This is a genomic window from Pseudomonas salomonii, from assembly GCF_900107155.1.
In the GTDB taxonomy this organism is placed as follows: Bacteria; Pseudomonadota; Gammaproteobacteria; order Pseudomonadales; family Pseudomonadaceae; genus Aquipseudomonas; species Aquipseudomonas salomonii.
Map to the genome: position 1 here is coordinate 347,193 of NZ_FNOX01000002.1, position 23,475 is coordinate 370,667.

Consider the following 23,475-nt stretch of genomic DNA (forward strand, 5'->3'; position numbering starts at 1 on the left):
TCACTTAGTCTCGTGTGCGATTGCTTTTTTAATTAGCTCATCCATACGACCGGTCGTAACAGCGTCATTGATATAAAGGTCTAATACTTGAAGATCTGCGTATGAGGTATCACGTCGTAAGCCGAACGAAACGCCTTTTTTATCGATTGCCGGTACGGGCTTAAGTACCACGGCCCAGTCGGTATGCGAAGCAGCGAATAAGTCGTTAGCTGCTGACGTATCAAAAATCACATCAGCTCGTTTAGACATTACAGCCAAACGGATTTCGTCCGGGCCGGGCAACCGCATAATAGATGCGTTTTTGATGATGGCCGTCAGTGACTTATCTTGAGCAGTCCCAGACGAGACAGCGATAGTCACGCCAGGCTGGTCAATATCAGCAAGGCTTTTTGGCTGATTCGTCTTTGGGTTTTTCTGGTTGTAGATAAAGGTCGATTCAGTAGCTGAGAGATTTTTTGAGAAAACGATAGAGAGAGCACGTTGTGGCGTAGCCGTAAGCGCCGGGGCCAAATCCCATTTTCTGGATTGCAAGCCAGCAATCATGTTATCCCAACTGGTATCCACAAATACCGGCTTGACCTTTAAGATCTCAGCAAATTCTCGGCATGCATCCACGAAGAAACCCGAATACTCTCCAGTGGCCGGGTCTTTCATGATGTAGGGCGGAGCCTCAGCCGTGCCACATCGAATAGAACCAGATTTCTGAGCAGTAGCCCATACGCCATCCCCCTCACCCTCGGCGTAAACGCCTGTCGATCCGGAAACCACTCCTACTAGAACCAATGCCGGTAACAGACGCATGCCCATACGTTTGAAAATCATATCGGTATCTCCCAGTGATGCGCCGGCCAAGCGCAGATTCGAGGGGATGGCCCTCTGAGCCTCTTGTTATTTTCAGCGCGCCCGCTTTGGGGCTAGAACGCACCTCTTTTTTTCTCCCTGATGAAGCACTTTGCTCGATCCGTTTAGCTGATGAAAAAAGACTACCATTTGACAATAGGTAAACTATTGCAAAATTTCCACACCTCAACCTCTTGACATAGAAGCAACTTCCAATGTTTTCTGTATCTGTGCAATATTTTTTCGAGGCTGTGTAAATGTCCAGTTCTTCAAAGCTGCCGGATCGCTCATCCCGCCTAGACCGTATTGATCGTCGAATACTGGCAGGTCTCCAGCGAGACTCTACTCAGCCCGTCACCGAGCTCGCGGAGCAAGTCGGGCTCTCCATGACTCCCTGCTGGCGCAGAATTCAGCGCCTGGAACAACAAGGTTTCATCAAGAAACGTGTCGCCATCCTTGACAGAACGACGCTGAACGCAAAAGTGACAGTGTTCATAATGATCAAAACAAGGGAACACTCCATTGAATGGATAGATCGCTTCCATAAAGCCACCCGTGACATGACCGAAATTGTCGACATTTATCGGATGAGCGGTGAGGTTGACTATTTAATTCGGGCTTTCCTGCCTGATATCCAAGCGTACGATGCACTCTATAAAAAGATCATTAGTCAGCTACCGGTTGCGAATATGACTTCCATGTTTGCAATGGAAGAAATCAAGTCGACAAGCGAAGTACCGCTTGATTTTATTCCAGATTAAATCGGCTTCTGAGGCAGCTCGTTGTATCCAGACGAGCTGCCTGGTCTAAACGCTAACCATCGAAATTGGCAATGTTTTTCCGAATTCCGAACCGGGTTGGGCGTATTGCCACAGCAATGGATAGAACTCTAAGAAATCCGCACTCAGCGGCTCATACAGCGCAGTCAGCTCTTCGTATGCACCAAGCAAGCCGTCTGGTTGGGATAGGCGTAGGGAGATGACTTCCAGCCCATGGCCTATCATCGAAAAATCCCTATACGCTCCAAGCCAATCTTCCGTGATGATCAACGGCGCGATTTGAGCCAATCGTTCCGGCAACGCGGGCTCCCCCTCTAAAAGTCGATAGATTTTTTGAGAGAAAACGTCCAGGGGTAGATCGGCGTATCGCTCCCAATCTCGCGCTAAGCAGTGATCAAAAAACATGTCGAGCGCGATTCCTGCATAGCGACGTCTTGTTGCCGGGAATCGATCAAGCGCCCTTCTAACCAGTGGATGGGAATCCGTGAAGGCATCAATTCGACGATGCAGCCTGATTGCCTCCTCAGTCTGAGTAGAAAATTTTCCTAAAAGCGCACCCTTCACAAAATCTCCATAAAGACTCCCCAGCAGCTGTTGCGGCTCCTGTCCGCCTAAGTGGAGGTGTGCAAGGTAGTTCATAGTGATTCCTAGTAGCTGAATGGAGGCTGGCCACACTATTGAAGGAGAGTTCCAAGCGTAAAAAAATACCCTTAGCAGGAACACTACCAGTCAATAGGTAGGTCATCAACACCAGATTTCCCCTCCCCCAACACCCTCGTGTGGCAGACGATGGTCAACCGCCGACGCGTTCAAAGCGACATGATAAAATCGAATATTTAATCCACCGTTAATAGTCAACCAATTAGGTGGCAGCATGTAACAATATTCAAACCCCTTGCCGGTGAGCATCCGGGCTGTTAATTCCACGTAGGATGCTATGCAAGACGGTAAGCAAACTCGTGAAGCCCTCAATGCTTGCTTGGCGCAGGTGAGTAGCCTGCCACCCCGAGACGTGAAGGGCATGGCATAGCTTTGGTCGCCCTACAAATCAGGCCCGGTTCAACCAAGTGTCCCATGTGGTGTGGAAAATGAGGATGGAATACCGGGCATCGCAGACTCTGTGAAATCTGCGCGGATGGTAATGGACGCAGGTTTGGGTGATATCGAAATCATGGCTGCCAATGACTTTCTGTTCGATTAGTTCCTAAGCAGCACGCCGAACATTCGAACGGACCAATACAGTGGCTCCGTTGAAAACCGTCAGCGCTTCCTGCTGGAGACTATTGATTCGGTTGCTGCTGAAATCGCTGGTTCCAAGACCGATGTAGGTTGCTCACCGTTTGGGCACCTGTATGACGCTTGCATATACGACGGTGAGAATAAATTTAGACGAGCACTGCAGCAGCACTCAATGAGCGGGAACTAGAGTTTATTCAACTGAACTGCCTCGCCGCGCAGACACTTCAGGGTTTCAGTGGTGCATTCCTTGAATCCTACAGGCGCACCACTCGCGTTTCAAATAACGTCTAAATCAGGTATTAAAGCCGCCGACGAGTTTGCAGATGTCTAACGTTCTACTGGACCAAAGAAAAATACTGGCACATTTCACTAGGTCGAGCACTCAAGAGGTCAATCGTGTTGTCAGTGCTCAATGTAGAAACTTGACCCAGCCAGCAACTGCAAGTGACGCAAAGCAAGTCCAGCCCGAGAACAGCCAGCGCCACGCGCGCGCGCGTGGCACAAACCCCACGCCCCGCACAAAGGCCACACTCATCGCCGTGAACAAGGCCATTGCCAGCCCATGATCAGCTTTGCCGTCCGGGGCGGCCATCAGGGGCGGATAGAGCGTACACACGAGCATGATCGCTACTGCGATAAGCAAGCTTAGCGGGTGAAGGCGTGAGGGTGCCGGGGCGTCGGCGACACGCGGCATCATGGCCGCGGCTCCTCACGGTCGCTCAGGGCGCGACCGGCTTCGTTCTCGCCCCACATCGCATTCAATATGGCCAGCAGCAAGGCAAAACCGACTCCCAGCATCCAGGCGAAATACCACATAGTCTTTGCTCCTCTGATGGCGTTAGTAGGCCGAATGTTCGTTGGCTTCGATCTGTGCCACGGTGACCTTGCCGCGCATGACGCGATAGGCCCACGAGGTATAAATCACGATCAGCGGCATGAAGATCAACGTAGCCCAGAACATGATGGACAGGCTGAGATGACTGGACACGCTGTCCCACACGGTCAGGCTGGCAGCAGGCACGGTCGACGACGGCATGACGAAGGGGAACATCGACACGCCGGCCGTGCTGATCACCCCGATCACCGCGAGTGACGAGGCGACAAACGCGGCCAGTGTGCAGCGCATCATCATCAACAATGCGGCACCGGCTGCGCCACCCAAGCCCAGCGCGGGCAGCAGCCACAACACAGGATAATGGCCATAGTTGGTCATCCAGGCCCCCGCTTCGCGTACCACGGTCTTGTTGAGAATGTCCGGCAGCCCGGCGGTATCCACTACCGAGGTAATGCGATAGCCGTCGATCGATTGCAACCACACACCGGCAATGACGAATGTACACAGCAGCACCAGCGCCGCGCCAACCCCGCCCTTGATGGCACGGGCCTGGATCACGCCTTCAGTGCGGTGCGCCAGATAGGTACCGCCTTGCAGGGTGATCATTGCACTGCTCACCACGCCGGTCAGCAGCGCGAAGGGGTTCAGCAGTTGCCAGAAACTCCCGGTGTAAGTCGATACCAGCATGTTATTGAAGTGGAACGGTACGCCTTGCAACAGGTTGCCGAACGCGATGCCGAACACCAGCGGCGGCACGGCCCCGCCGACAAACAGCCCCCAGTCCCAGGTGCTGCGCCATTTGGCGTTGTGAATCTTGCTGCGATAGTCAAACCCCACCGGGCGGAAGAACAGCGCCCATAGGACCAGAATCATCGCCCAGTAAAACCCGCTGAACGCGGTGGCATACACCACCGGCCACGCCGCGAACAGTGCGCCACCCGCCGTGATGAACCACACCTGGTTGCCGTCCCAGTGCGGCCCGACGGTGTTGATTGCGACGCGGCGTTCCAGGTCCGTGCGGCCCACAAAGGGCAGCAAGGTGCCGACCCCCATGTCGTGGCCGTCCATGATGGCGAAGCCGATCAGCAGTACGCCGACCAGTGCCCACCAGATAAGTTTCAGGGTGAAGTAATCAAGCATGGTGGAGTTCCTTCAGGTTGGCATCGTAAGCGTAACGACCGGTTCCGAGACTGCCGGGCCCTTGGCGGGCAAACTTGACCATCAGGAACATTTCAACCACCAGCAGCACGGTGTAAAACGCCACGAAGCCTGCCAGCGAGCCATAGAGGTTATTGATGCTGAGGGTCGAAACGCTCATGTGGGTGGGCAGCACGCCGTAGATGGTCCAGGGCTGACGGCCATATTCAGCGACGAACCAGCCCAGCTCGCAGGCCAACCAGGGTGCAGGCAGCATGCAGAGCGCCCAACGCAGCAACCAGCGGCGGCGTGTGCAGACCGACTTCAAGGTGCTCCAGAAGGCCAGCCCGAACAGCAACAGCATGGCGAAACCCAGCGCGACCATGAGCCGGAACGCCCAGAACATCGGGGTCAAGTGCGGTACGGTATCGTTCATCGCCTTGTCGATGATGGCCGGCGTGGCCTGGTTCACATCCTCAACGTACTTTTTAAGCAGTAGGCCAAAGCCGAGGTCCGCTTTGTACTCTTCAAAGGTATCGAACGCCGCCTTATCGGTACGATCGGCCCGCAGGGCTTCAAGCGCATTGACGGCGGTAATGCCACGCAAAATGCGCACGCGGTTTTTCGCTTTGATATCATGAATGCCCGGGATCTGCTTGCTGACCGAGCGCGTGCCGATCAAGCCCATCACCCACGGCACGTCGACTTCCCAGTTGTTCCGGGATTCGGCTTCATTGATGCTGGCCAGCAAGGTTAGCCCCGCCGGCGCCGGCTTGGTTTCCCACATCGCCTCCATGGCCGCGAGCTTGGTTTGCTGCGCCTCGCCCACCGTGTAACCCGACTCATCCCCCAGGACGATGACGCTCAACACCGAGGCCAGGCCGAAGGCGGCCGCTACCCGAAAACTGCGCTTGGCGAACTCGACATCTCGATTCTTGAGCAAGTACCAACTGGAGATCGACAACACAAACATCGAACCGGTGACATAACCGGCCGACACCGTGTGCACAAACTTGGCCTGTGCGACCGGGTTGAACACCACCGCCCAGAAATCCACCATCTCCATGCGCATGGTGATGTAGCTGAATTCCGAGCCCACCGGGTTCTGCATCCAGCCATTGGCGATCAGAATCCACAGCGCCGACAGGTTGGTACCGATGGCCATCAGCAGCGTGACCAGCAAGTGGTGCTCTTTCTTCAGGCGATCCCAGCCAAAAAAGAACAGCCCGATCATGGTCGATTCGAGAAAAAACGCCATCAACCCCTCAATCGCCAGCGGGGCGCCGAAGATGTCGCCCACGTAGTGCGAGTAGTACGCCCAGTTAGTGCCGAACTGAAATTCCAAGGTGATGCCGGTGGTCACCCCCAAGGCGAAGTTGATGCCGAATAACTTGCCCCAAAAGCGCGTCATATCTTTCCAGATGACATTCCCGGTCATCACATAGACGCTCTCCATGATGACCAGCAGCCACACCATGCCCACCGTCAGCGGTACGAAAAGAAAGTGGTATAGCGCAGTAGCTGCGAACTGCAGCCGTGACAAATCCACCAGTTGTTCTGAGATCACTTGCTTGCCCCTTGAGTCGAGGTGGGTACACCGAATCGGTTGCCGACAGTGTTCGGGTCGACAGTGACGTGCGAATCCCGGACGAACAGCCACCACAGCACGCTCAGCAGCACGAGCTTGATCAGCACCGCGGTGAGCAGATGGCGCAGCAGTCGTTTGTCGGAAATGGTCATGCCAGGCAATTAGCACAGGGCATGCCAAGGCCTGAGTCTGTATTTATATCGTTACAAAACAGACAGTTACGATGTTATCGGGTTGAATTCAGCGGGAATTGGCAGGCCAGCACGCTGCCAATCTGCTAGGTTGGCAGTCATTGGCAGTCGTAGACTGCCTAGGCCAGGCCCTGTTCTTTCAGGCGTCGGTACAAGGTCCTGTCGCTGATCCCCAGGTGCTTGGCCAACTCGCTGCGGGTGCCTTTGAATGTCGCCAACACCTGCGCCAGCGTGTTGCTGTCTAACGGCGTCGAAGCCACAGCCTGAGGCGGCAGCGCCGCGCATGCCTGGGGTAAATGGACGGCACGGATGACGCCGTCGTCAGCGAACAGGCTGGCTCTTTCCAGAGCATTGCGTAACTCACGGATATTGCCAGGCCAGGGGTATTGCTGGAGCCTTGCCAAGGCTTCAGGGTCGAGGGTCAGGCGGCGCTTGCCGGCACCGCCACGCTGTAGAAAGGAATTGGCCAGCAAGCCGATGTCTTCGACCCGGTTACGCAAGGGTGGCAAGTGAATCGGGAAGGCGCTGATGCGATAGTACAGGTCCTGCCTGAACTCGCCTGTTTCCATCATCTTTTCCAGCGGTTTGTGGGTGGCGGCAATCAATCTGAAATTGGCGTGACAGGTCTCGACACTGCCGACCCGGCGATAAGTCGAGGATTCGATCAGGCGCAACAGTTTCACCTGCATGGCCAACGGCACATCGCCAATTTCATCCAGGAATAATGTGCCGCCCTGGGCGGTTTCGACCAAGCCGGGCTTGCGCGTGATGGCGCCGGTAAAGGCGCCTTTTTCATGGCCGAACAACTCGCTCTCGAACAACGTTTCGGTCAAGCCCGAGCAATCCACCACGACAAACGGCCCGGCGGCCCGCTCGCTGGTTTCATGGACGGCGCGCGCGAACAGCTCTTTACCGGTGCCCGATTCCCCCAGCAGCAGCACCGGCAGCATGGAGGGCGCCACCCGTTGCAACTCCGACAGGGCGAGGTTGAAAGCCGCTGAACAGCCGACCAACCCTTCGTCGCTGGGGCGCGCCGAGGCGCTGCGTACCAGCGTCAGGCGCTCCACATAGGCGGTAATCACCCCGTGCTCGTCGAGGATCGGGCGCAATTCCACGTCGACATGCTCCGGCCCCCGAGGCGTGTGGTGGATGTGCAAGACACGATCCGACCCACGCATTTCCTGGGCTTTTTTCATCGGGCAATTCTCACCCGCCTGATCACAAGGGACGTCGTAATGGTGGGAGATCTGATAGCACTTATGCCCGATGAAGGGCTTGTCAGCGCTGCCGAACTGACGCTGATAGGCCGTGTTGGCCGCCAGGATGTTGTAGTCCGGATCAAGCACGATCATGGGGTTGGGTTCGTGTTCCAAAAACGAAACAAGCGACTGCACTTGATCCGGAGGGGGGACGGCGTTGGTGGGGGTCGGCTGAAAAGTCTTCATCATGGCTCCTGGAATCCATTCTTCTATCCTGTTGTGGCACTGCCACCTCTGTCAACAGGCACTGCCAATGGCAGAAAAACCCACCCGACAGAGGCCCTAACACGCGCATACAACAACAAAAAAACAAATAAAATCAATTAGATATTAGAAATATTTGGTGAGTGCCATCGCCTGGCAAACTTATTGCAATGTCAGTCCTTAGTCTAAGTGGCTCGGTAAAAAAAGCCCCCTCAAGGAGACCGTTCATGCGCGTCAATCTTCACGTCGAAGGCTTCTTCGACTCTGCCACCAACACTGTCAGCTATCTGGTACTGGATGAAGCCAGCAGCCACTGCGCGATCATCGACAGCGTTTTGAATTACGACCCCAAATCAGGCCACACCGCCACCACGTCCGCCGACCGCCTGATAGCCCGGGTGAACGAGCTGAATGCGCAGGTCGAGTGGATTCTGGAGACCCACGTCCACGCCGACCACCTGACCGCCGCGCCCTACCTGAAAGAGAAAGTCGGCGGAAAAATAGGCATCGGCAGTCAGATTTCGACGGTGCAGAAGGTCTTCGGCACGCTGTTCAATACCGGTAGCGATATGCCCCGCGACGGCAGTCAGTTCGATCACCTGTTCGTCAGCGACGAGTCGTTCAGCATCGGCACGCTGCACTGCACCGCACTGCACACACCCGGCCATACGCCAGCCTGTATGACTTATGTGATCCGCAACGGCGGCGAAACGGCAGCCTTCGTCGGCGACACCTTGTTCATGCCCGACTACGGCACTGCCCGCTGTGACTTCCCCGGCGGAGACGCACGCACGCTGTTCCAGTCAATCAACAAAGTGTTGAGTCTGCCCGCAGAAACGTTGCTGTATATGTGCCACGACTACCAACCGGGGGGCCGTGAAGTGCAGTTCGTCAGCACCGTTGCCGAACAGCGCGAGCACAACGTGCATGTGCGCAATGGCATCAGTGAGGAGGAGTTCGTGGCGATGCGTACCAAGCGGGATGCCTCGATGGACATGCCGACACTGATCCTGCCCTCGGTCCAGGTCAACATGCGAGCCGGACATTTGCCCGAGCCTGAATCGAACGGGACCCGCTATCTGAAAATCCCGCTCAACGTCGCCTGACACTCACCCACCCCCAAAAAACATATAAGAAAAAATACCCATAACGGAGACACTTATGGATATCCGCCGCCTTGCACCTGCTTTATCGGTATCAGAACAGATTCTCCCCAGCCAATTGGCTGAACTGAAAGCCGCCGGCTTTCGTGCCATCATCTGTAACCGCCCCGATGGCGAAGGCAGCGACCAACCGTTGTTTGCCGAAATCAAACGCGCCGCCGACACAGTCGGCATCGAGGCGCACTACCTTCCCGCCGAATCGGGCAAAGTCACCGACGAGCAAGGGGCTGCCTTCGGCAAGCTGTTGGAAACGCTGCCCAAGCCGGTATTGGCCTATTGCCGCTCCGGTATGCGCTCGACAACGATGTGGGCGCTGTCACAAGCGGGTCAACGCGACCTGCCGCACATCGTCGAGAGCGCCAAAAAAGCCGGGTTCGATATGAAGGGCGTGATTCGGCGAATTGCGAACCAGGGTCGCACGCCGGTCGAAGTGGCTGAGGCGCAGCACACCGTAGTCATCATTGGCGCCGGCGCGGCGGGTATCGCCACCGCCTCCAGCCTGCTGGCCCGCGCGCCGGGGCTCGACATTGCGATCGTCGACCCGGCCGATGTGCATTACTACCAGCCTGGCTGGACGCTGGTAGGCGGCGGTGTGTTCGACGCGCGCCAAACGGCTCACACGATGGGCACCACCCTGCCCCGCGGCGTGCATTGGATCAAGGCGGCGGTGGCGGCTTTCGAGCCCGAGCGAAATGCGGTCATTCTGGATGGCTGCCGGGTCGTCAAATACGAGCAACTGATCGTGTGCCCCGGCCTGAAGCTCGATTGGCATGCCATCGAGGGGTTGTCGGAGACCCTGGGCCGCAACGGCGTGACCTCCAATTACCTGTATCACCTGGCGCCTTATACCTGGGAAAGGGTGCAGCAACTGCGGGGTGGCCGGGCGATTTTCACGCAGCCGCCGATGCCGATCAAATGTGCCGGGGCGCCGCAAAAAGCCATGTACCTATCGGCCGATCATTGGAAACGCAGCGGCGTACTGGATGCCATCGAGATCGAGTTCTACAGCGCCGGTGCGGTGCTGTTCGGGGTTCCCGACTATGTGCCGGCGCTGATGGAATACGTCACGGCTTACGGTATTGACCTGAATTTCGGCAACACCCTCACCCGCGTCGATGGCCCGGCACGGACGGCCACGTTCAGCGGCGTGAATCCGGATGGCAGCCCCCGTGTGGTGACCCGCGAGTTTGATTTGCTGCATGTGGTGCCACCGCAGGTCGCGCCGGATTTCATTCGGGTCAGCCCGCTGGCTGACGCGGCCGGCTGGATTGATGTCGACCCCGCCACGCTGCGGCATAAAACCTGGGCAAACATTCATGCGCTGGGCGACGCGGCCAATTCGAGCAACGCCAAGACCGCTGCCGCCGCCCGCAAGCAGGCGCCGGTGGTGGCCCATAACGTGTTGGCGGCCATGGGTAAGGCGAACGGTTGCGCGCAGTACGACGGTTACGGCTCCTGCCCGCTGACGGTGGAACGCGGCAAGATCGTCCTGGCGGAGTTCACCTATGGCGGCAAGGTCGCCCCCAGCTTCCCGTCATGGCTGATCGACGGCACCCGCCCCTCCCGGCTGGCCTGGCTGCTCAAAGAGCGGATTCTTCCACCGCTGTATTGGAAGGGCATGCTCAAGGGCCGCGAATGGCTGGCGAAACCCGAGTTGACCGACCAATGAAATCAGGGCTGAACGCAAGGAGACTGAAATGATCATGGTCTTACTGCTCGGACTGACAGTGGGCGTGATTCTGGCGCTGACCGGCGCCGGCGGTGGAATACTCGCGGTGCCGTTGCTGGTGTTCGGAGCGGGCCTGAGCATGGCCGAGGCCGGGCCCATTGGCTTGCTGGCCGTCGGCCTGGCCGCGGCCCTGGGCGCCGTGATGGGCCTGAAAAACGGCACCGTCCGCTACAAGGCAGCGCTGTTAATTGCCGCCGCCGGGATCATTTGTTCGCCCCTGGGCCTTTGGTTGGCGCAGCGCACGCCGAATCGTCCATTGACGATCATATTTGCCTGCGTGCTGATGTATGTGGCGTTCCGGGTATTCAAACGGTCGTTGCCGCCGTCCCCGGCGTCAAAGGCTGCTGTCGCGACCAAACCGCCGCCCTGCGTATTGGACGCCCAACGAGGCAAGCTGAACTGGACGGCGCCGTGCGCCTGGGCGCTCACGGTGTCGGGCGTGGTTGCGGGCGGGCTTTCGGGTTTGCTCGGCGTGGGCGGCGGCTTTGTGATGGTGCCGGCGCTGCAGCGATACACCAATTTGACAGCACAGTCGGTGCTGGCAACTTCGCTGGCGGTGATTGCACTGGTGTCGATGTCCGGCGTTGCCGCCAGCTCTGCGGCCGGGCATCTGCAGTGGGCGATTGCCCTGCCGTTCTCCATAGGTGCATTGTTTGGAATGGCCTGCGGGAGCCTGATCGCGGCCCGGCTAGCAGGTCCACACCTACAAAAAGGGTTCGCCGCTGTTTCTATGGCGGTTTCGGTGGCTTTGCTGGTGAAGGCAATTTAGTGATGTACATGAGCCCTCCACTTCCAGGACTGCCCAAGCCTCGCCTATAGCTTGTGACTTGCCCCCAGCTTTGGTCGGCTGAGGGTGTGGGTGTAGTGGGTGTCACCGGCGGGCACTGCGTCGACCGCTTTTTTCAAATCGCGTTGTCAGTGCCGAAGTCCGAGTCACTTAATAAAATCCCTTGATGTAAGTGGCTGACGCTGACCCACATCAAGGGACGCCCGCAAAAAATTCGCTACAACGATACTGGGGCTGACCACGCCCCGGTTGTCTGCCTGATGACCCAATAAAAACGATTGCAGACCTGCGCCGAGGGGACCGCCCCAGGCCGGGTTATTAAAGGAATAGTGCGATGATTTTTCCCCTGTTACGTCTTTGCCTTGTGGGGGGGATGCTGTGTCTGTCTCCTCCCCTGCACGCCAACGAAGCTCCCCCCTCGCTGATCGAACAGGGTAAGTACGTTGCCCAACTGGGCGACTGCATCGCCTGTCACACCGCCAAACAAGGCGCGCCAATGGCCGGCGGGCTAGAGCTGAGCACTCCGATGGGCACGATTTATTCGAGCAACATCACCCCTGACCGCGACACTGGCATCGGCGAGTACACATTCGAGCAGTTCGACCGGTTGATGCGTGAAGGCGTGACGCCGGCCGGGCAGAACGTGTACCCGGCGATGCCCTATCCGTCGTACGCGAAGATGAGCGAAGGCGATATGCGCGCCTTGTTCACCTACCTGATGCAGGGCGTGGAAGCGGTGAACAAACCCAATCTGGAAGCGGAGATGGGCTTCCCGTTCAACCAACGTTGGGGCCTGGCGTTGTGGAATTTCGTGTTTCTCGACAAGCAGCCGTTCGTGCCTGACGCGACGAAGGATGAAGTGCTTAACCGTGGCGCCTACCTGGTCCAGGGGCTTGGCCACTGCGGCTCCTGCCACACCCCGCGCGGCATTGCCTTCCAGGAAAAAGCCATGAGCGATACGGGCCGCAGCGGCCAGCATTATCTGGCCGGGGAGACTGTCGAACACTGGCGCGCGTTAAGCCTGCGCAACCTGTGGACAGTGGAAGACACCGTGCAATTGCTCAAGACCGGGCAGAACCGCTTTGCCACGGTCTCGGGCAACATGGCCGATGTGATTCATCACAGTACCCAACATTTCACTGACGCTGACTTGAGGGCCATCGCGACCTATTTGAAATCCCTGCCGCCGGGCAAGGATGATCTGCCAATGCCTGCCGTGGCGCACGAACCTGTTGCGCCGCCCAAGGACCTGTTCACCAGCCGGGGTGGCCTGGGCTACATGCAGTTTTGCAGTGACTGCCACCGCAGCGACGGCGGCGGGGTGAAAGGGCTGTTTCCGCAGTTGGCCGGCAACCCGGGCGTGGTATCCAACAACCCGACTTCACTGCTGCACATCACCCTCACGGGTTGGGAGACCGCTGAAACGGCGACTCATCCACGGGTCTACACCATGCCCGGGTTTGCCCGGTTGGCGGATCAGGAAATCGCTGAAATCCTCAGCTTTGTGCGCAGCAGCTGGGGCAACGAAGGCACGCCCATCAGCGCTGCCCAAGTGAAGAAAATGCGCGGCCAGCTCAACCCGGTCACCACCGATTCGTCAGCGTTCGAAACCCCGCGCCTGGCTGAGTTACTGGCCGCGCCGAATGCCGATCAAGTGGTGCGTGGCATGCGCCTGCACCTGCAGACCAAGGAGCTGCTGCCGAACAACGTTGGCAATGCCTTGAACTGCACCAGTTGCCATCTCAACGCCGGCACCGTGGCGGACGGTTCGCCGTTTGTGGGTATCTCGGCGTTTTTCCCGAGCTATGCGCCACGGGCCGGCAAGGTGGTGAGCCTGGAGGAGCGGATCAACGGCTGCTTCCGTCGCTCGATGAATGGCAAGCCACTGCCGCCGGAATCGGCGGATATGCAGGCGATGGTGGCGTACTTCGACTGGATGAAAAACAACACTAAGCCGGAAGATAGAGTGGCAGGGCGCGGGGTGGGCAAGGTCGACACGGCGATCAAGCCTGATCTGAACAATGGCAAGCCGGTTTATGCCAAGCAATGTGCGGTGTGCCATGGCGACAATGGCCAAGGTTTAACGCGAGCGGACGGCGAACTGGTGTACCCACCGTTGTGGGGCGAACAGTCGTTCAATATTGGGGCGGGGATGGCGCGCGCATACACGGCCGCGGCGTTTGTTAAACGCAACATGCCGATCGGGTTCCACGAGAAATTTCCATTGGGGCAGGGAGGGTTGTCTGACCAAGAGGCGGTGGATGTAGCGGCGTACTTTACCCAGCAGCCAAGGCCGGATTTCCCAGACAAACAGAAGGATTGGCCGAAGGGTGGTAAGCCTGTGGATGCGCGGTATTAACCCCGGCCTCCCAAAGCGGGCAATGTAAATAAGGGAGCAGCGATCTTGGTAAGTTTTATATAAACTTCACCAAGATCGCTAGACAAACTCCCACAGAGTCACCCCTAGCCATGGCCCACAATAGATTAAGTAGCTGAATGAGGTTACTTGATCTCGCCATGGTTTTTCTAACGTAGACGAATATTTTCCGACTACATCAGATCATGCCAACCACTCCCCCCCTCAAACCATCTTCTGCAGTTTTGTTTGGCAGATCATTTCACGCGGGCAGGTATATAATCGTCGGTACAAATCAACAAATTACTGACATTGCAATCGTAAAGCGCATAGTTAAAAATGCATAGTGTGATGTTGTCCTTCGTTTTCATCGCCCCTATCTTCTGCCCCCCCAAAAAAACACTCTTTCAACGTTGGCGCTGTGGGCACGCATCTGCGGTATGCAATTGAAGTTGCTGACTGGTACATTGCACAAGGCTTTGCTTACCCACGGCGCCGCGGCTAGCGCTAATCCGGCTAGTTGATACCTTGCCCCAGTATCACACCATTAACAGACTCTCCATATAAATTTACACCGTCACCTTCGTGATACTTTTTTCGGGTCTTTTCAATGGATCCATCGACCAGACGAGGATCCTGAGGCCGCTCATGACTATTGATGTATGCAGCCACATGCCAAGCTTCCTCATCCGTCAGAGAGCCGCCCTTACCTAGAGGCATATTTTGCTTGATAAAACCGGCCGCAGTATTGATGCGGTGCATCCCAGCCCCCCAGTTGTAAGAGTCCCGTCCCCAAAGCGGCGGAAATACAAACGTTCCCAAGGACTTCTGGCCCTGTCCCTCCACTCCATGGCAGATTGAACATTGTTCAACATATATCTGTTTCCCCTTAGCCAGATCAAAGCCTTTTTCAGGTGCGGAGATAACAGGATAGAGGCGCCCTGGAAGGTTCTCGCCCACCGGCGCCTTGGTCGCCAGCCAATAGGCATAGGTGCCGAGCGCTTTCATTACATGACTATCACTGGAGGGAGCCTTGCCGTTCATGCTGAATTCGAAGCAACCCTGCATCCGTTCGGTAAACGTATTCACTTTGTTATTCTTTTTTCGATAGGCGGGGTACATGCCATAAGCTCCCCACAGAGGGGCAGATTCCGCCTTACGACCTTGATCGAGGTGACAATTACTGCAGTTAAGACCATTGCCAACATATTCAGCAGCATTTTTTTGAGTATTGACAAAAATATCACGGCCCTCCCTTACCAGCACCCCGAAGGCATTGTCTGGTAGGTCCATTTCTTGCGGCGGGGTAAATACAGAAGGCGAAACCGCATCAACCGCCACGATGGCGTGGTTTTGAGCATTCGCATCACGTTGTGGTCCGACCGAATCCTTGATCGTCGAAGCCATGTCGCGTTCTTCATACAACGTTTTCGCAACCAGAAGTGGCACAGCTATGGCAATAGTGAGCAGTATTTTCGCTGGAAATTTCATTGCTTAACCTCACTGCCCAAACTGGCCAAATAGACTGACAAATCTTGAACTTCGGTGTCGCTCAACGAACGTGCGATATGGCTCATTAGTTCATTTGGGTCATTCTCTCGCGTTCCACTGCGCCAAGCATTTAGCTGCGCCGCGATGTAGGCACTGGACTGGCCAACAAGCGGGGGAAAGCTTTCTCCCACGCCAGTGTTACTCACCCCGTGACAAGCCACACATGCAGGAATATTGCGACTCCAGTCTCCTTGCTTCACCAGTTTTTCAGCGACACTGCCCAGACTACCTGTGGAATTCAACCCGACACTCGGAGCATCGACAACTAATGCATTTAAGTAGCGGGCAACAGCCTCACCTTCAGTATTTTTAAGCGCCAATGCGATGGGTTGCATCACGGCATTGGCCCGCTTTCCAGAGCGAAAATCTTCAAGTTGCTTGGCCAAATAACCCTGCGGCAAGCCCGCAAGACGAGGAAATCCTGCGCTGTTGTTGCCCATCCCATTGGTAGAATGACAGGTAGCGCAAGCCACTGCTGCAGGTGACTCGCCTCCTTGAGTGTAGATTTTCTGACCTAGGGACTCGGCGTTTGCTCCGGTCGCCAGCACAACTACGCAGGCACTAATGCTGGTCTTGAGACAGAATTTTGTTGAAAGACTCACGATTTTTTGAATCCTTTTTTATTGGCTCATTCACAGTGCGATCCAACTATTTGTGCCCTAGGTGAAAGAGCTAAATAGCGACATACCGCGCTGTTATGATTTTTGTGAATATACTTATGCCAAAAAAAAATATTGTCAATTTGTTCCCTCACCACTTTGAGGGTCGAGTCCCTCCTCCCATCCCGGTACTTGGAAGCGTCGCGCGGCCCCGTCAGATCTGAAATCGCACGAGGAGCCTCAGTGCGCATATCTGCAACATCCGCTTCCCACTATTGCAGCGGCTCATATCAGTGATCGCTTGTGCTGCGCCTCTACTACCCGTAATTCCATGGAGACAAGTGCGCGCAGAGTCGAGCCGAATCTTCCACTCGCTCAGACGGGCAATCGCCAAAGCGAGTGCTCGCGATTCTGGATCGTCTTCACTGCGGTCCGCTCCAACGAGCCAAAGCTGCGGGTCCGGAACCTGCCCCGTACTAGGGCATGGATATCATTGGCGCCTGCACAATAATCTGCGCAGCTTCACTTTGAAGGTCCTCAAGCACTGCATCACAGTGGTCACCGGCGTGTCCGGTTCAGGACATTCCTCGTTGGTGTTCGACATGATCGCGACTGAATCCCAACGCCAGCTCAACGAAAGCTACAGCCGCAAGCCCGTTGAACACCTAGACGCGGTGCTTACTCATCAACCCGTTGCCCCGCGATGCAACTGGGCGGCTACATCGCGGGAATGCTTAACGATGGCCTTCAGGTCCGGCCTGGCACGACACTACTATTCAAAATCAAATTAAACCCAACCAGATCCGTCACCTTCTCACTGAGCGCCCATGCAACAAAACTACCGCCTTCCAGCACGCTCAATAACGCCCTTGCCAGCGCCTCGGGATCTAGTTCTGCTTTGATGACGTTTAACGACTGCCCGAGCGCCAAATTGTTTTTTAACCAAGCAAGGTGCACTTCAAAAAATTGTCGGGTCAATTGTTTAAGGGCCTCCGGCAGTACCGACAGCTCAGCGGCAAGTGCGCCACACAGCGGTAATGCGCCACTGTTGGAGCTGTCAATGAAAAACTCAGAAAAATTTTTCAAGCGCGCCAGCACATCAGCGCTGTCTTCGTTAATTAATGTCAGCTTTTTTTTAAACCTAAAAAGATAACTCTCGATGACCGCGGCCCCCAAATGTTCTTTAGTTGGAAAATGATGATGAATACTGGCTTTTTTAATACCAACTTCATCGGCTAAATCGGCATAGCTGAATGCTGCATAGCCTTTTGTTCGTAACAATAACTCGGCAGTAACTAAAAGATCAGTTCGTGTGCTCATGGCGCTTACCTATATTTATTAGTGCGATAATACTCACTGCGCCGGCGCACTGGTTCAACTCATCACGATAAGAGGCCACCACGACTTCGGCCTCTTATCGTTCATTTCTTATACGCCTGCTTGATTAGGATGAGCATTGACATCTAATGATTCGTTTGTTCTGGAGCGGACCACCTTCCACCATCCCAACGACAGCGCGATCGCCACCAAGGGAATAGACAAGACAGTATAAGTCCCGTTTGGATAATCGAGTCCCAACAGCACCAACACCACACCGAGGAAAATAAGCGTCAGCCATGACGTAAATGGCGCGCCAGGCATTTTAAAAGTCACCATTTCTACCTCCCCTCTTTTAACTGCTCGACGGTAGTTTATTTGTGACAAAACAATAAACGCCCACGTCGACAATATCCCCAGCGACACCAAGTTCAATAACAACTCGAAGAGTTGAGCAGGCATGAGAAAGTTCAACCCCACTCCAATGACGTTAATGACCATGGTGACCAGAATCCCCATATAAGGAACGCCCTGGGTGCTCATGCGTTTGAACATTTTCGGCGCAGACCCGCCCATGGCCAATGATCGCAACACCCGCCCTGTTGCATACAAACCGGAGTTTAGGCTTGAGAGCGCGGCAGTCATCACGACAATGTTCATGACGGAACCGATGCCAGGAATGCCGAGCGCCTCGAAAAAGGTGACAAAGGGGCTGACGTTAGCGCTGTAGGCAGTCCACGGCAAAACGGTCACCAGCAAAAATACCGAGCCCACGTAAAACAGGCCGATACGCCAGATCACGCCATTGATCGCCTTAGGAATTACGCGCCGTGCATCCGCCGTCTCACCTGCAGCGGTACCCACCAGTTCGATGCTCGCATACGCAAATATCACGCCTTGCACGATGATAATTGCCGGCAATAGCCCATGGGGGAATATCCCGCCATTCTCGGTAATCAAGTGCAAGCCTGGGATAGTGCCTCCCACCGCATGGCCGGTGGCAAAGAAAAACGAACCTATAACCAGGAAGACACTGATCGCCGCAACCTTTATGACCGCAAACCAGAATTCCATTTCGCCGAACCATTTCACTCCGACCATATTCATCACGGTCACCACACCCAGGGCACTCAATGCAAACACCCACTGTGGAACGTCAGAAAATATACTCCAGTACTTCATGTAAATAGCGATGGCAGTTATATCAACGACGCCCGTTAATGCCCACACCAGAAAATACATCCATCCCGCCACGAAAGAAGCGCCTTCTCCCATGAACTCTCGAGTGTATGAGACAAAACTGCCACAACTCGGGCGGTGCATTACCAACTCGCCCAAGGCTCGCAAGATGAAGAACGCAAAGATGCCACAGACCAAATAAACAACGGCCAGCGACGGACCAGCAATTTGTAGCCTGGCCCCTGCGCCCAAGAACAAACCGGTGCCAATAGCACCGCCCAATGCCATCATCTGTACATGGCGTTTTTTCAAATTTTTTGAGTAGCCACTTTCGTGGGCGTCCAGCCAATCTGCCCGGTTCGCGGGCCTGCCTTTGAAACCACGGTCTTTTGGAAAGGTATTATTTTTTTTCATAATCCACCCGAGCGATTAATGTGCTTTTTTTATTTATCGAAACGCCTACTTTTTGTGTACCTTAAAAAGTTCAGATAAACGTTCCTCATCATCACTTTGTCAGGCGCCATGCCTCTCCCGCACGCCTCTTGTATAACTCCGACTCTCGCCTGGCCAAACAACCACTAGAAACGCCGGACAACAAAAAAACTACCATCCACATGATAGCCATGCAATAAATATTTAACATGTGCGACCATGTTATTGTTTTTTATGGCGAAAAATAATTTGCCAACCAAATGGTAGACATTTAAATATCGTGTGAATTACTCTGATATCGTCGCCTTAGCCGCGACCAGCCCCCCCACTAGGACAAACATTGGACGGTCGTATGAAGCCTTATAAAAACGTACAAACGCTGCTCGCCCACGCATCAATCGAGCCCGACCAGCATCATGGTTTCGTGAACACGCCGGTTTATCGAGGTTCGACCGTCGTATTTCCTACCTGCGAGGACATGCGTGAAGGCCGTCAGAAATATATCTACGGCCGATGGAACAACCCCTCGACGCAGGCGCTGACCCAGGCCCTGACCCAACTTGAAGGTGCGCAAGGCACTGTGCTTTGCCCTTCAGGTCTCAACGCATGTACGACAGCCATATTGTCTGTGGTCGGTACGGGGGATCACCTGCTGGTTGCCGACAATGTGTATTCGCCGATAAGGGCTTTTGCCGATGACGTGGGGCGGCGCCTTGGCATCGAAGTATCGTTCTACGACCCGACGATCGGCTCCGAGATCGCGGCGCTCATCAAACCTAACACCAAGGCCATTTACCTCGAGTCGCCTGGGTCCTTGACCCTGGAAATACAGGACATCCCCGCCATCGCCAAGGTCGCCCATGCACATGACGTATTGGTGATCGCAGACAACACCTGGGGTACCCCGCTCTACCATCCTGCGCTGGAACTGGGTGTGGATCTTTCGATCATGGCCGCCACAAAGTACATCGTCGGCCACTCTGACGCGGTGCTGGGAACGGTCTCGGCCTCAGAGAGAGCCTGGGACCGCCTGAAAAAATACCACTTCAATATGGGCTTGTTCGTCAGCCCTGACGACGTGTCACTGGCGCTTCGCGGCATGCGAACCCTGGATGTAAGACTTGAACGACATTACAAAAACGCGATGATCGTGGCCCGCTGGCTGGAAAGCCATGGCGACGTTACGGCGGTTTACTACCCGGCCCTCGAATCCCACCCTCAGCATGAACTATGGAAAAGAGATTTCAAGGGCGCCTCCGGACTGTTGTCTTTTCTGACCAAGCCCGCGACCCAAGCAGCGGCCGATGCACTGCTGGACAACTTGTCGCTGTTTTCAATCGGTTACTCGTGGGGCGGCTATGAAAGCCTGGCGATGCTTACAGACCCTAAAGCAGTCAGAAGCGCGACAACCTGGGAGCATGATGGCCATCTTGTGCGACTGCACATTGGCCTGGAAGACCCGGAAGACCTTATCGCCGACCTGGAACAAGGCTTTGAGCGCTTCAACAGGTTAAACAGCTGACAGGCTGCTGGTTTTTCATACACTTCTTTGGCTGCGCCTGACCAGCGCAGGCAAGGTTGCGAACAGCACTTCATACGGCACCGGAATCCGCCCGAACATCACCAGTGGACCCAACGAAAGCCCGCCCATGAGGGTGATCGCCATCCCTGCCCGCGAACAGCATCAACGGCACAGGCCGATGATGCAGGTAAACTTGGCCAAGACGATAGGCCGCAGCCTCATCACTTCGGCCTTCAGCATTGGGCTCCAGACCTGCACTGCGCGAGGCTGAACATGCGATCGAATCCAAATGGATGGGGAGTGGCTGGCTGGCTGGATCAACACCGGCCCTCTGCGCCTGGCAAGTTCGCGCGGCCCCACAAATCCACGACCAAAACAGTCGACCATAGAAGCGATCGGCGGCTGATCAATGGGCAAATTTGCAGTCGCGGCCGTTGAAGTCAGGGCACTTGCCCATAGCACTCAACTTTCGACCGAAGAAACCGCAGCGATGACAAAGCGATCCAAAGCAAGTCGATCCTCACTGTGAGTGCGATGCAACTGAGTACCGACATGGCGACAAACTCGATTGCGGTGGTGCAGGCCTGCCAGAAAGGTGTACCGCAATCGGGTCAGCATCACCGATGCTTTCGACCCAAAGTGCAGCGGGAGCCAGCCAGGCGGCCATCGCTTGCAGCGAGCTATCGAGCCTGGCGATAAACGTGAACAAACTGGTAGGCGGTTTCAAGGTTTAAACGTGCAGTGATACCAGCGGCTGCTCAAAAAACTGCGGGTTAAAACAAATCAATAACCTGCCGAAAACGCTCTCGACGGCTCAGGGCAAACGGTTAACGCTTCGGTCATGTCACTGCCTTACACTGTCTTTCAGCGCGTTTTCAGCACCTTCGATTATACGGATAGTAAATATCTTCAGAATAAACGTTGCAAGCCTACCAACTGGATGGTAGCTTGTTACCACATTCCAAGAAGCCCGCCATCCACCACCCTACTTGTTTTGTGAGAATCCTATGAAAGACTGGACCCAAACCCGCAAAGACATCAACGCTCGCCTGGTAGAACTCAACGCTCTGTCTCCAGAAACCATGAAAGGCATGGCTGCACTCGGTGCCGCCGGTGGCAAGACCAACCACCTGGACGCCAAGACCCGCGAGCTGATCTCTCTGGCCGTGGCCGTGACCACTCGTTGCGACGGTTGTATCGCTTTTCACGCTGCCGAAGCCAAGAAGCTTGGCGTTACCAGTGAAGAAGTGGCCGAAGCCTTGAGCGTGGCAATCAACATGAATGCCGGCGCCGCACTCGTCTACAGCACTCACGTGCTGGACGCGTTCGATAAGTCGTAAGTAAACGCTGACTTTCAACCTTTAACACTGTCGAGATCAATCATGACTAAGCTGTTCACCCCTTACGATCTGTCCGGTACCGCGCTGAAAAACCGCGTGGTCATGGCGCCGATGACCCGTACCCGTACCCTGAACAACATCGCGAACGCGTTCACCGCGCAGTACTACGCACAACGCGCGTCCGCTGGCTTGCTCATCACCGAAGGCCTGCCGATTTCCGACGAGGCCCGTGGCTACCTGTACACCCCCGGGATTTATACCGAGGAACACCTGGCAGGCTGGCGCCCAGTAACTGACGCAGTGCATGCCAAGGGCGGGAAAATTTTCGCGCAACTGTGGCACGTTGGCCGCATGTCGCACATTTCGGTACATGGCATCGTTCCGGTTTCTTCGGGTACTCAGCCGGCGGTCGATACCACCGTGTACGCCTGGTCCACACCGGACCAAACCGGCCCGGTACAACCCAGCGTGCCGCGTGCGTTGGAAACCAACGAAGTGAAACGTGTCATCGCTGACTTTGTGAAATCCGCACGCATCGCGATGGATGCCGGTTTCGACGGGATCGAAATCATGGCAGCTAATGGCTTTCTGTTCGATCAGTTCCTCAGCAGCGCTTTGAACACCCGTACCGACCAGTACGGCGGTTCAATTGCCAATCGCCAGCGATTCCTGTTGGAAACCATTGACGCGATCGCTGCCGAAATTGGCGGCTCGAAAATTGGCGTACGTTTCTCCCCGTTTGGTCGCTTGTACGACTTCGGCGTCTACGAAGGCGAAGAAGAAACCTGGATGAGCATGGCGGCCGCGCTGAATGAACGCGAACTAGCGTTCGTTCACCTGAACTACCAGCCGACCATCGTCGCCGCGCAAACGCCACCGGGTTTCGGTGCCGCATTCCGTGAAGCGTATAAAGGTACCTTAATGGCCGCCGGCGGTTTTACCCAAACGCTCGCCGAGTCTGAATTGGCCAAGGGTGAGCTCGACCTGATCGCCTTCGGCACCGCCTACATTGCTAACCCGGATCTGGTAGAGCGGATGCAAAACGGCTGGCCATTGGCTGAACCTGATCGCGCGACGTTCTACGCTGTCGGCGATCAAGTAGCCAAAGGCTACACGGACTACCCTGAGTATGCTGCAGCCAACGCTTGATGGCTCATTGCATCACTTTTTTTCACCACAACCGTTAAGGAGCAGACCATGCCACTCGTTACCATCAAAGGTATTGAAGGCGTTTTTACCGACCAGCAAAAAGCTGAAGTCATTCAGAAAGTGACGGACGCCATGGTATCCGTAGAAGGTGAAAGCATGCGCGGCATCACCTGGGTCATCTTTGAGGAAGTCAAGAGCGGCGATTGGGGCATTGGCGGCAAACCCATTACAGCTGAAGAAGTACTGAAACTGCAAAAAGGCCAGTAAGGGGTCTCATCC

At 55.6% G+C, this 23,475-nt stretch carries 22 protein-coding genes and 1 pseudogene; 10 read left to right on the plus strand and 13 right to left on the minus strand.

The window, feature by feature from the left end; genetic code table 11:
- Positions 1-822 carry a substrate-binding periplasmic protein gene (locus tag BLV67_RS05565; protein ID WP_069787659.1) on the minus strand — a complete coding sequence of 274 codons (822 nt, stop codon included), beginning with the start codon at positions 820-822 and terminating at the stop codon, positions 1-3.
- A gap of 275 nt (positions 823-1,097) precedes the next feature.
- Here BLV67_RS05565 and BLV67_RS05570 point away from each other — a divergent pair, with 275 nt between their 5' ends.
- The gene (locus BLV67_RS05570) at positions 1,098-1,601 is read left to right on the plus strand and encodes an Lrp/AsnC family transcriptional regulator (protein ID WP_069787660.1); all 504 of its coding nucleotides are present in this window, start codon (positions 1,098-1,100) and stop codon (positions 1,599-1,601) included.
- 45 nt (positions 1,602-1,646) lie between these two features.
- On the opposite strand, the gene BLV67_RS05575 is transcribed toward BLV67_RS05570, so the two are convergent.
- Positions 1,647-2,258 carry an acyl carrier protein phosphodiesterase gene (locus BLV67_RS05575; RefSeq protein ID WP_069787661.1) on the minus strand — a complete coding sequence of 204 codons (612 nt, stop codon included), beginning with the start codon at positions 2,256-2,258 and terminating at the stop codon, positions 1,647-1,649.
- A 583-nt stretch (positions 2,259-2,841) separates the two neighbouring features.
- Between BLV67_RS05575 and BLV67_RS33250 the strand changes: the two genes are divergently transcribed.
- The gene (locus tag BLV67_RS33250) at positions 2,842-3,045 is read left to right on the plus strand and encodes an oxidoreductase (protein ID WP_305143952.1); all 204 of its coding nucleotides are present in this window, start codon (positions 2,842-2,844) and stop codon (positions 3,043-3,045) included.
- 222 nt (positions 3,046-3,267) lie between these two features.
- Here the strand turns inward: BLV67_RS33250 and BLV67_RS33480 are convergent, their stop codons facing one another.
- The 6 genes from BLV67_RS33480 to BLV67_RS05605 form a co-directional block, all read right to left on the minus strand.
- Positions 3,268-3,555 (minus strand): cyd operon YbgE family protein, encoded by a 288-nt coding sequence (locus BLV67_RS33480; protein WP_069787662.1) that lies wholly within the window; start codon positions 3,553-3,555, stop codon positions 3,268-3,270.
- Positions 3,552-3,674 carry a cytochrome bd-I oxidase subunit CydX gene (gene cydX, locus BLV67_RS05590; protein ID WP_017847575.1) on the minus strand — a complete coding sequence of 41 codons (123 nt, stop codon included), beginning with the start codon at positions 3,672-3,674 and terminating at the stop codon, positions 3,552-3,554. Before cydX ends, BLV67_RS33480 begins: the two co-directional genes overlap by 4 nt.
- Before the next feature lie 22 nt (positions 3,675-3,696).
- Positions 3,697-4,833, minus strand: coding sequence for a cytochrome d ubiquinol oxidase subunit II (cydB, locus tag BLV67_RS05595; protein WP_069787663.1), 1,137 nt, complete (start codon positions 4,831-4,833; stop codon positions 3,697-3,699).
- A complete protein-coding gene (locus BLV67_RS05600; RefSeq protein ID WP_069787664.1) occupies positions 4,826-6,397 on the minus strand; it encodes a cytochrome ubiquinol oxidase subunit I in 1,572 nt (523 codons plus the stop codon). The genes cydB and BLV67_RS05600 overlap by 8 nt, the downstream gene beginning before the upstream one ends.
- Positions 6,394-6,570 (minus strand): cytochrome oxidase putative small subunit CydP, encoded by a 177-nt coding sequence (gene cydP / locus BLV67_RS32905; RefSeq protein ID WP_024076427.1) that lies wholly within the window; start codon positions 6,568-6,570, stop codon positions 6,394-6,396. Before cydP ends, BLV67_RS05600 begins: the two co-directional genes overlap by 4 nt.
- Before the next feature lie 158 nt (positions 6,571-6,728).
- Positions 6,729-8,054 carry a sigma-54 interaction domain-containing protein gene (locus tag BLV67_RS05605; protein ID WP_141722743.1) on the minus strand — a complete coding sequence of 442 codons (1,326 nt, stop codon included), beginning with the start codon at positions 8,052-8,054 and terminating at the stop codon, positions 6,729-6,731.
- Between the two features lie 245 nt (positions 8,055-8,299).
- Between BLV67_RS05605 and BLV67_RS05610 the strand changes: the two genes are divergently transcribed.
- From BLV67_RS05610 to BLV67_RS05625, 4 genes are all read left to right on the plus strand, one after another.
- A complete protein-coding gene (locus BLV67_RS05610; RefSeq protein WP_069787666.1) occupies positions 8,300-9,178 on the plus strand; it encodes an MBL fold metallo-hydrolase in 879 nt (292 codons plus the stop codon).
- Positions 9,179-9,233: 55 nt separating this feature from the next.
- The gene (locus BLV67_RS05615) at positions 9,234-10,904 is read left to right on the plus strand and encodes a bifunctional protein tyrosine phosphatase family protein/NAD(P)/FAD-dependent oxidoreductase (protein WP_069787667.1); all 1,671 of its coding nucleotides are present in this window, start codon (positions 9,234-9,236) and stop codon (positions 10,902-10,904) included.
- A gap of 28 nt (positions 10,905-10,932) precedes the next feature.
- Entirely contained in the window at positions 10,933-11,733 is an 801-nt protein-coding gene (locus BLV67_RS05620; protein WP_069787668.1) for a sulfite exporter TauE/SafE family protein, read from the plus strand.
- A 352-nt stretch (positions 11,734-12,085) separates the two neighbouring features.
- A complete protein-coding gene (locus tag BLV67_RS05625) occupies positions 12,086-14,110 on the plus strand; it encodes a c-type cytochrome (protein ID WP_069787669.1) in 2,025 nt (674 codons plus the stop codon).
- Positions 14,111-14,623: 513 nt separating this feature from the next.
- Here BLV67_RS05625 and BLV67_RS05630 read toward each other — a convergent pair.
- The 4 genes from BLV67_RS05630 to BLV67_RS05645 all read right to left on the minus strand — a co-directional run bounded on the left by BLV67_RS05630 (position 14,624) and on the right by BLV67_RS05645 (position 19,167).
- The gene (locus tag BLV67_RS05630) at positions 14,624-15,598 is read right to left on the minus strand and encodes a c-type cytochrome (RefSeq protein ID WP_069787670.1); all 975 of its coding nucleotides are present in this window, start codon (positions 15,596-15,598) and stop codon (positions 14,624-14,626) included.
- On the minus strand, positions 15,595-16,224 hold the full coding sequence (locus tag BLV67_RS05635) for a c-type cytochrome (RefSeq protein ID WP_373873644.1): 630 nt from the start codon (positions 16,222-16,224) through the stop codon (positions 15,595-15,597). Before BLV67_RS05635 ends, BLV67_RS05630 begins: the two co-directional genes overlap by 4 nt.
- A 780-nt stretch (positions 16,225-17,004) precedes the next feature.
- A complete protein-coding gene (locus BLV67_RS05640) occupies positions 17,005-17,577 on the minus strand; it encodes a TetR/AcrR family transcriptional regulator (protein ID WP_069787671.1) in 573 nt (190 codons plus the stop codon).
- Positions 17,578-17,685: 108 nt separating this feature from the next.
- A complete protein-coding gene (locus tag BLV67_RS05645) occupies positions 17,686-19,167 on the minus strand; it encodes an amino acid permease (RefSeq protein ID WP_069787672.1) in 1,482 nt (493 codons plus the stop codon).
- Between the two features lie 370 nt (positions 19,168-19,537).
- Between BLV67_RS05645 and metC the strand changes: the two genes are divergently transcribed.
- On the plus strand, positions 19,538-20,707 hold the full coding sequence (metC, locus tag BLV67_RS05650; protein WP_069787673.1) for a cystathionine beta-lyase: 1,170 nt from the start codon (positions 19,538-19,540) through the stop codon (positions 20,705-20,707).
- A 15-nt stretch (positions 20,708-20,722) separates the two neighbouring features.
- Here the strand turns inward: metC and BLV67_RS33605 are convergent.
- Positions 20,723-20,938 (minus strand): annotated as a pseudogene (locus BLV67_RS33605) (hypothetical protein); the annotation flags it as partial.
- A gap of 776 nt (positions 20,939-21,714) precedes the next feature.
- On the opposite strand from BLV67_RS33605, the gene BLV67_RS05655 reads away from it, so the two are divergent.
- The 3 genes from BLV67_RS05655 to BLV67_RS05665 are packed head-to-tail and all read left to right on the plus strand — an operon-like array spanning position 21,715 to position 23,463.
- Positions 21,715-22,047 (plus strand): carboxymuconolactone decarboxylase family protein, encoded by a 333-nt coding sequence (locus tag BLV67_RS05655; RefSeq protein WP_069787674.1) that lies wholly within the window; start codon positions 21,715-21,717, stop codon positions 22,045-22,047.
- 42 nt (positions 22,048-22,089) lie between these two features.
- Positions 22,090-23,196 carry an alkene reductase gene (locus BLV67_RS05660; protein WP_069787675.1) on the plus strand — a complete coding sequence of 369 codons (1,107 nt, stop codon included), beginning with the start codon at positions 22,090-22,092 and terminating at the stop codon, positions 23,194-23,196.
- 48 nt (positions 23,197-23,244) lie between these two features.
- Entirely contained in the window at positions 23,245-23,463 is a 219-nt protein-coding gene (locus BLV67_RS05665; protein WP_069787676.1) for a tautomerase family protein, read from the plus strand.
- Positions 23,464-23,475: the final 12 nt, after the last annotated feature.

Bases quoted from the DNA above. Each gene is read 5' to 3' on its own strand.
- BLV67_RS05565 (WP_069787659.1), bottom strand. From the start codon at position 822: ATGATTTTCAAACGTATGGGCATGCGTCTGTTACCGGCATTGGTTCTA.
- BLV67_RS05570 (WP_069787660.1), top strand. From the start codon at position 1,098: ATGTCCAGTTCTTCAAAGCTGCCGGATCGCTCATCCCGCCTAGACCGT.
- BLV67_RS05575 (WP_069787661.1), bottom strand. From the start codon at position 2,258: ATGAACTACCTTGCACACCTCCACTTAGGCGGACAGGAGCCGCAACAG.
- BLV67_RS33480 (WP_069787662.1), bottom strand. From the start codon at position 3,555: ATGATGCCGCGTGTCGCCGACGCCCCGGCACCCTCACGCCTTCACCCG.
- cydX (WP_017847575.1), bottom strand. From the start codon at position 3,674: ATGTGGTATTTCGCCTGGATGCTGGGAGTCGGTTTTGCCTTGCTGCTG.
- cydB (WP_069787663.1), bottom strand. From the start codon at position 4,833: ATGCTTGATTACTTCACCCTGAAACTTATCTGGTGGGCACTGGTCGGC.
- cydP (WP_024076427.1), bottom strand. From the start codon at position 6,570: ATGACCATTTCCGACAAACGACTGCTGCGCCATCTGCTCACCGCGGTG.
- BLV67_RS05605 (WP_141722743.1), bottom strand. From the start codon at position 8,054: ATGAAGACTTTTCAGCCGACCCCCACCAACGCCGTCCCCCCTCCGGAT.
- BLV67_RS05610 (WP_069787666.1), top strand. From the start codon at position 8,300: ATGCGCGTCAATCTTCACGTCGAAGGCTTCTTCGACTCTGCCACCAAC.
- BLV67_RS05615 (WP_069787667.1), top strand. From the start codon at position 9,234: ATGGATATCCGCCGCCTTGCACCTGCTTTATCGGTATCAGAACAGATT.
- BLV67_RS05620 (WP_069787668.1), top strand. From the start codon at position 10,933: ATGATCATGGTCTTACTGCTCGGACTGACAGTGGGCGTGATTCTGGCG.
- BLV67_RS05625 (WP_069787669.1), top strand. From the start codon at position 12,086: ATGATTTTTCCCCTGTTACGTCTTTGCCTTGTGGGGGGGATGCTGTGT.
- BLV67_RS05630 (WP_069787670.1), bottom strand. From the start codon at position 15,598: ATGAAATTTCCAGCGAAAATACTGCTCACTATTGCCATAGCTGTGCCA.
- BLV67_RS05640 (WP_069787671.1), bottom strand. From the start codon at position 17,577: ATGAGCACACGAACTGATCTTTTAGTTACTGCCGAGTTATTGTTACGA.
- BLV67_RS05645 (WP_069787672.1), bottom strand. From the start codon at position 19,167: ATGAAAAAAAATAATACCTTTCCAAAAGACCGTGGTTTCAAAGGCAGG.
- metC (WP_069787673.1), top strand. From the start codon at position 19,538: ATGAAGCCTTATAAAAACGTACAAACGCTGCTCGCCCACGCATCAATC.
- BLV67_RS05655 (WP_069787674.1), top strand. From the start codon at position 21,715: ATGAAAGACTGGACCCAAACCCGCAAAGACATCAACGCTCGCCTGGTA.
- BLV67_RS05660 (WP_069787675.1), top strand. From the start codon at position 22,090: ATGACTAAGCTGTTCACCCCTTACGATCTGTCCGGTACCGCGCTGAAA.
- BLV67_RS05665 (WP_069787676.1), top strand. From the start codon at position 23,245: ATGCCACTCGTTACCATCAAAGGTATTGAAGGCGTTTTTACCGACCAG.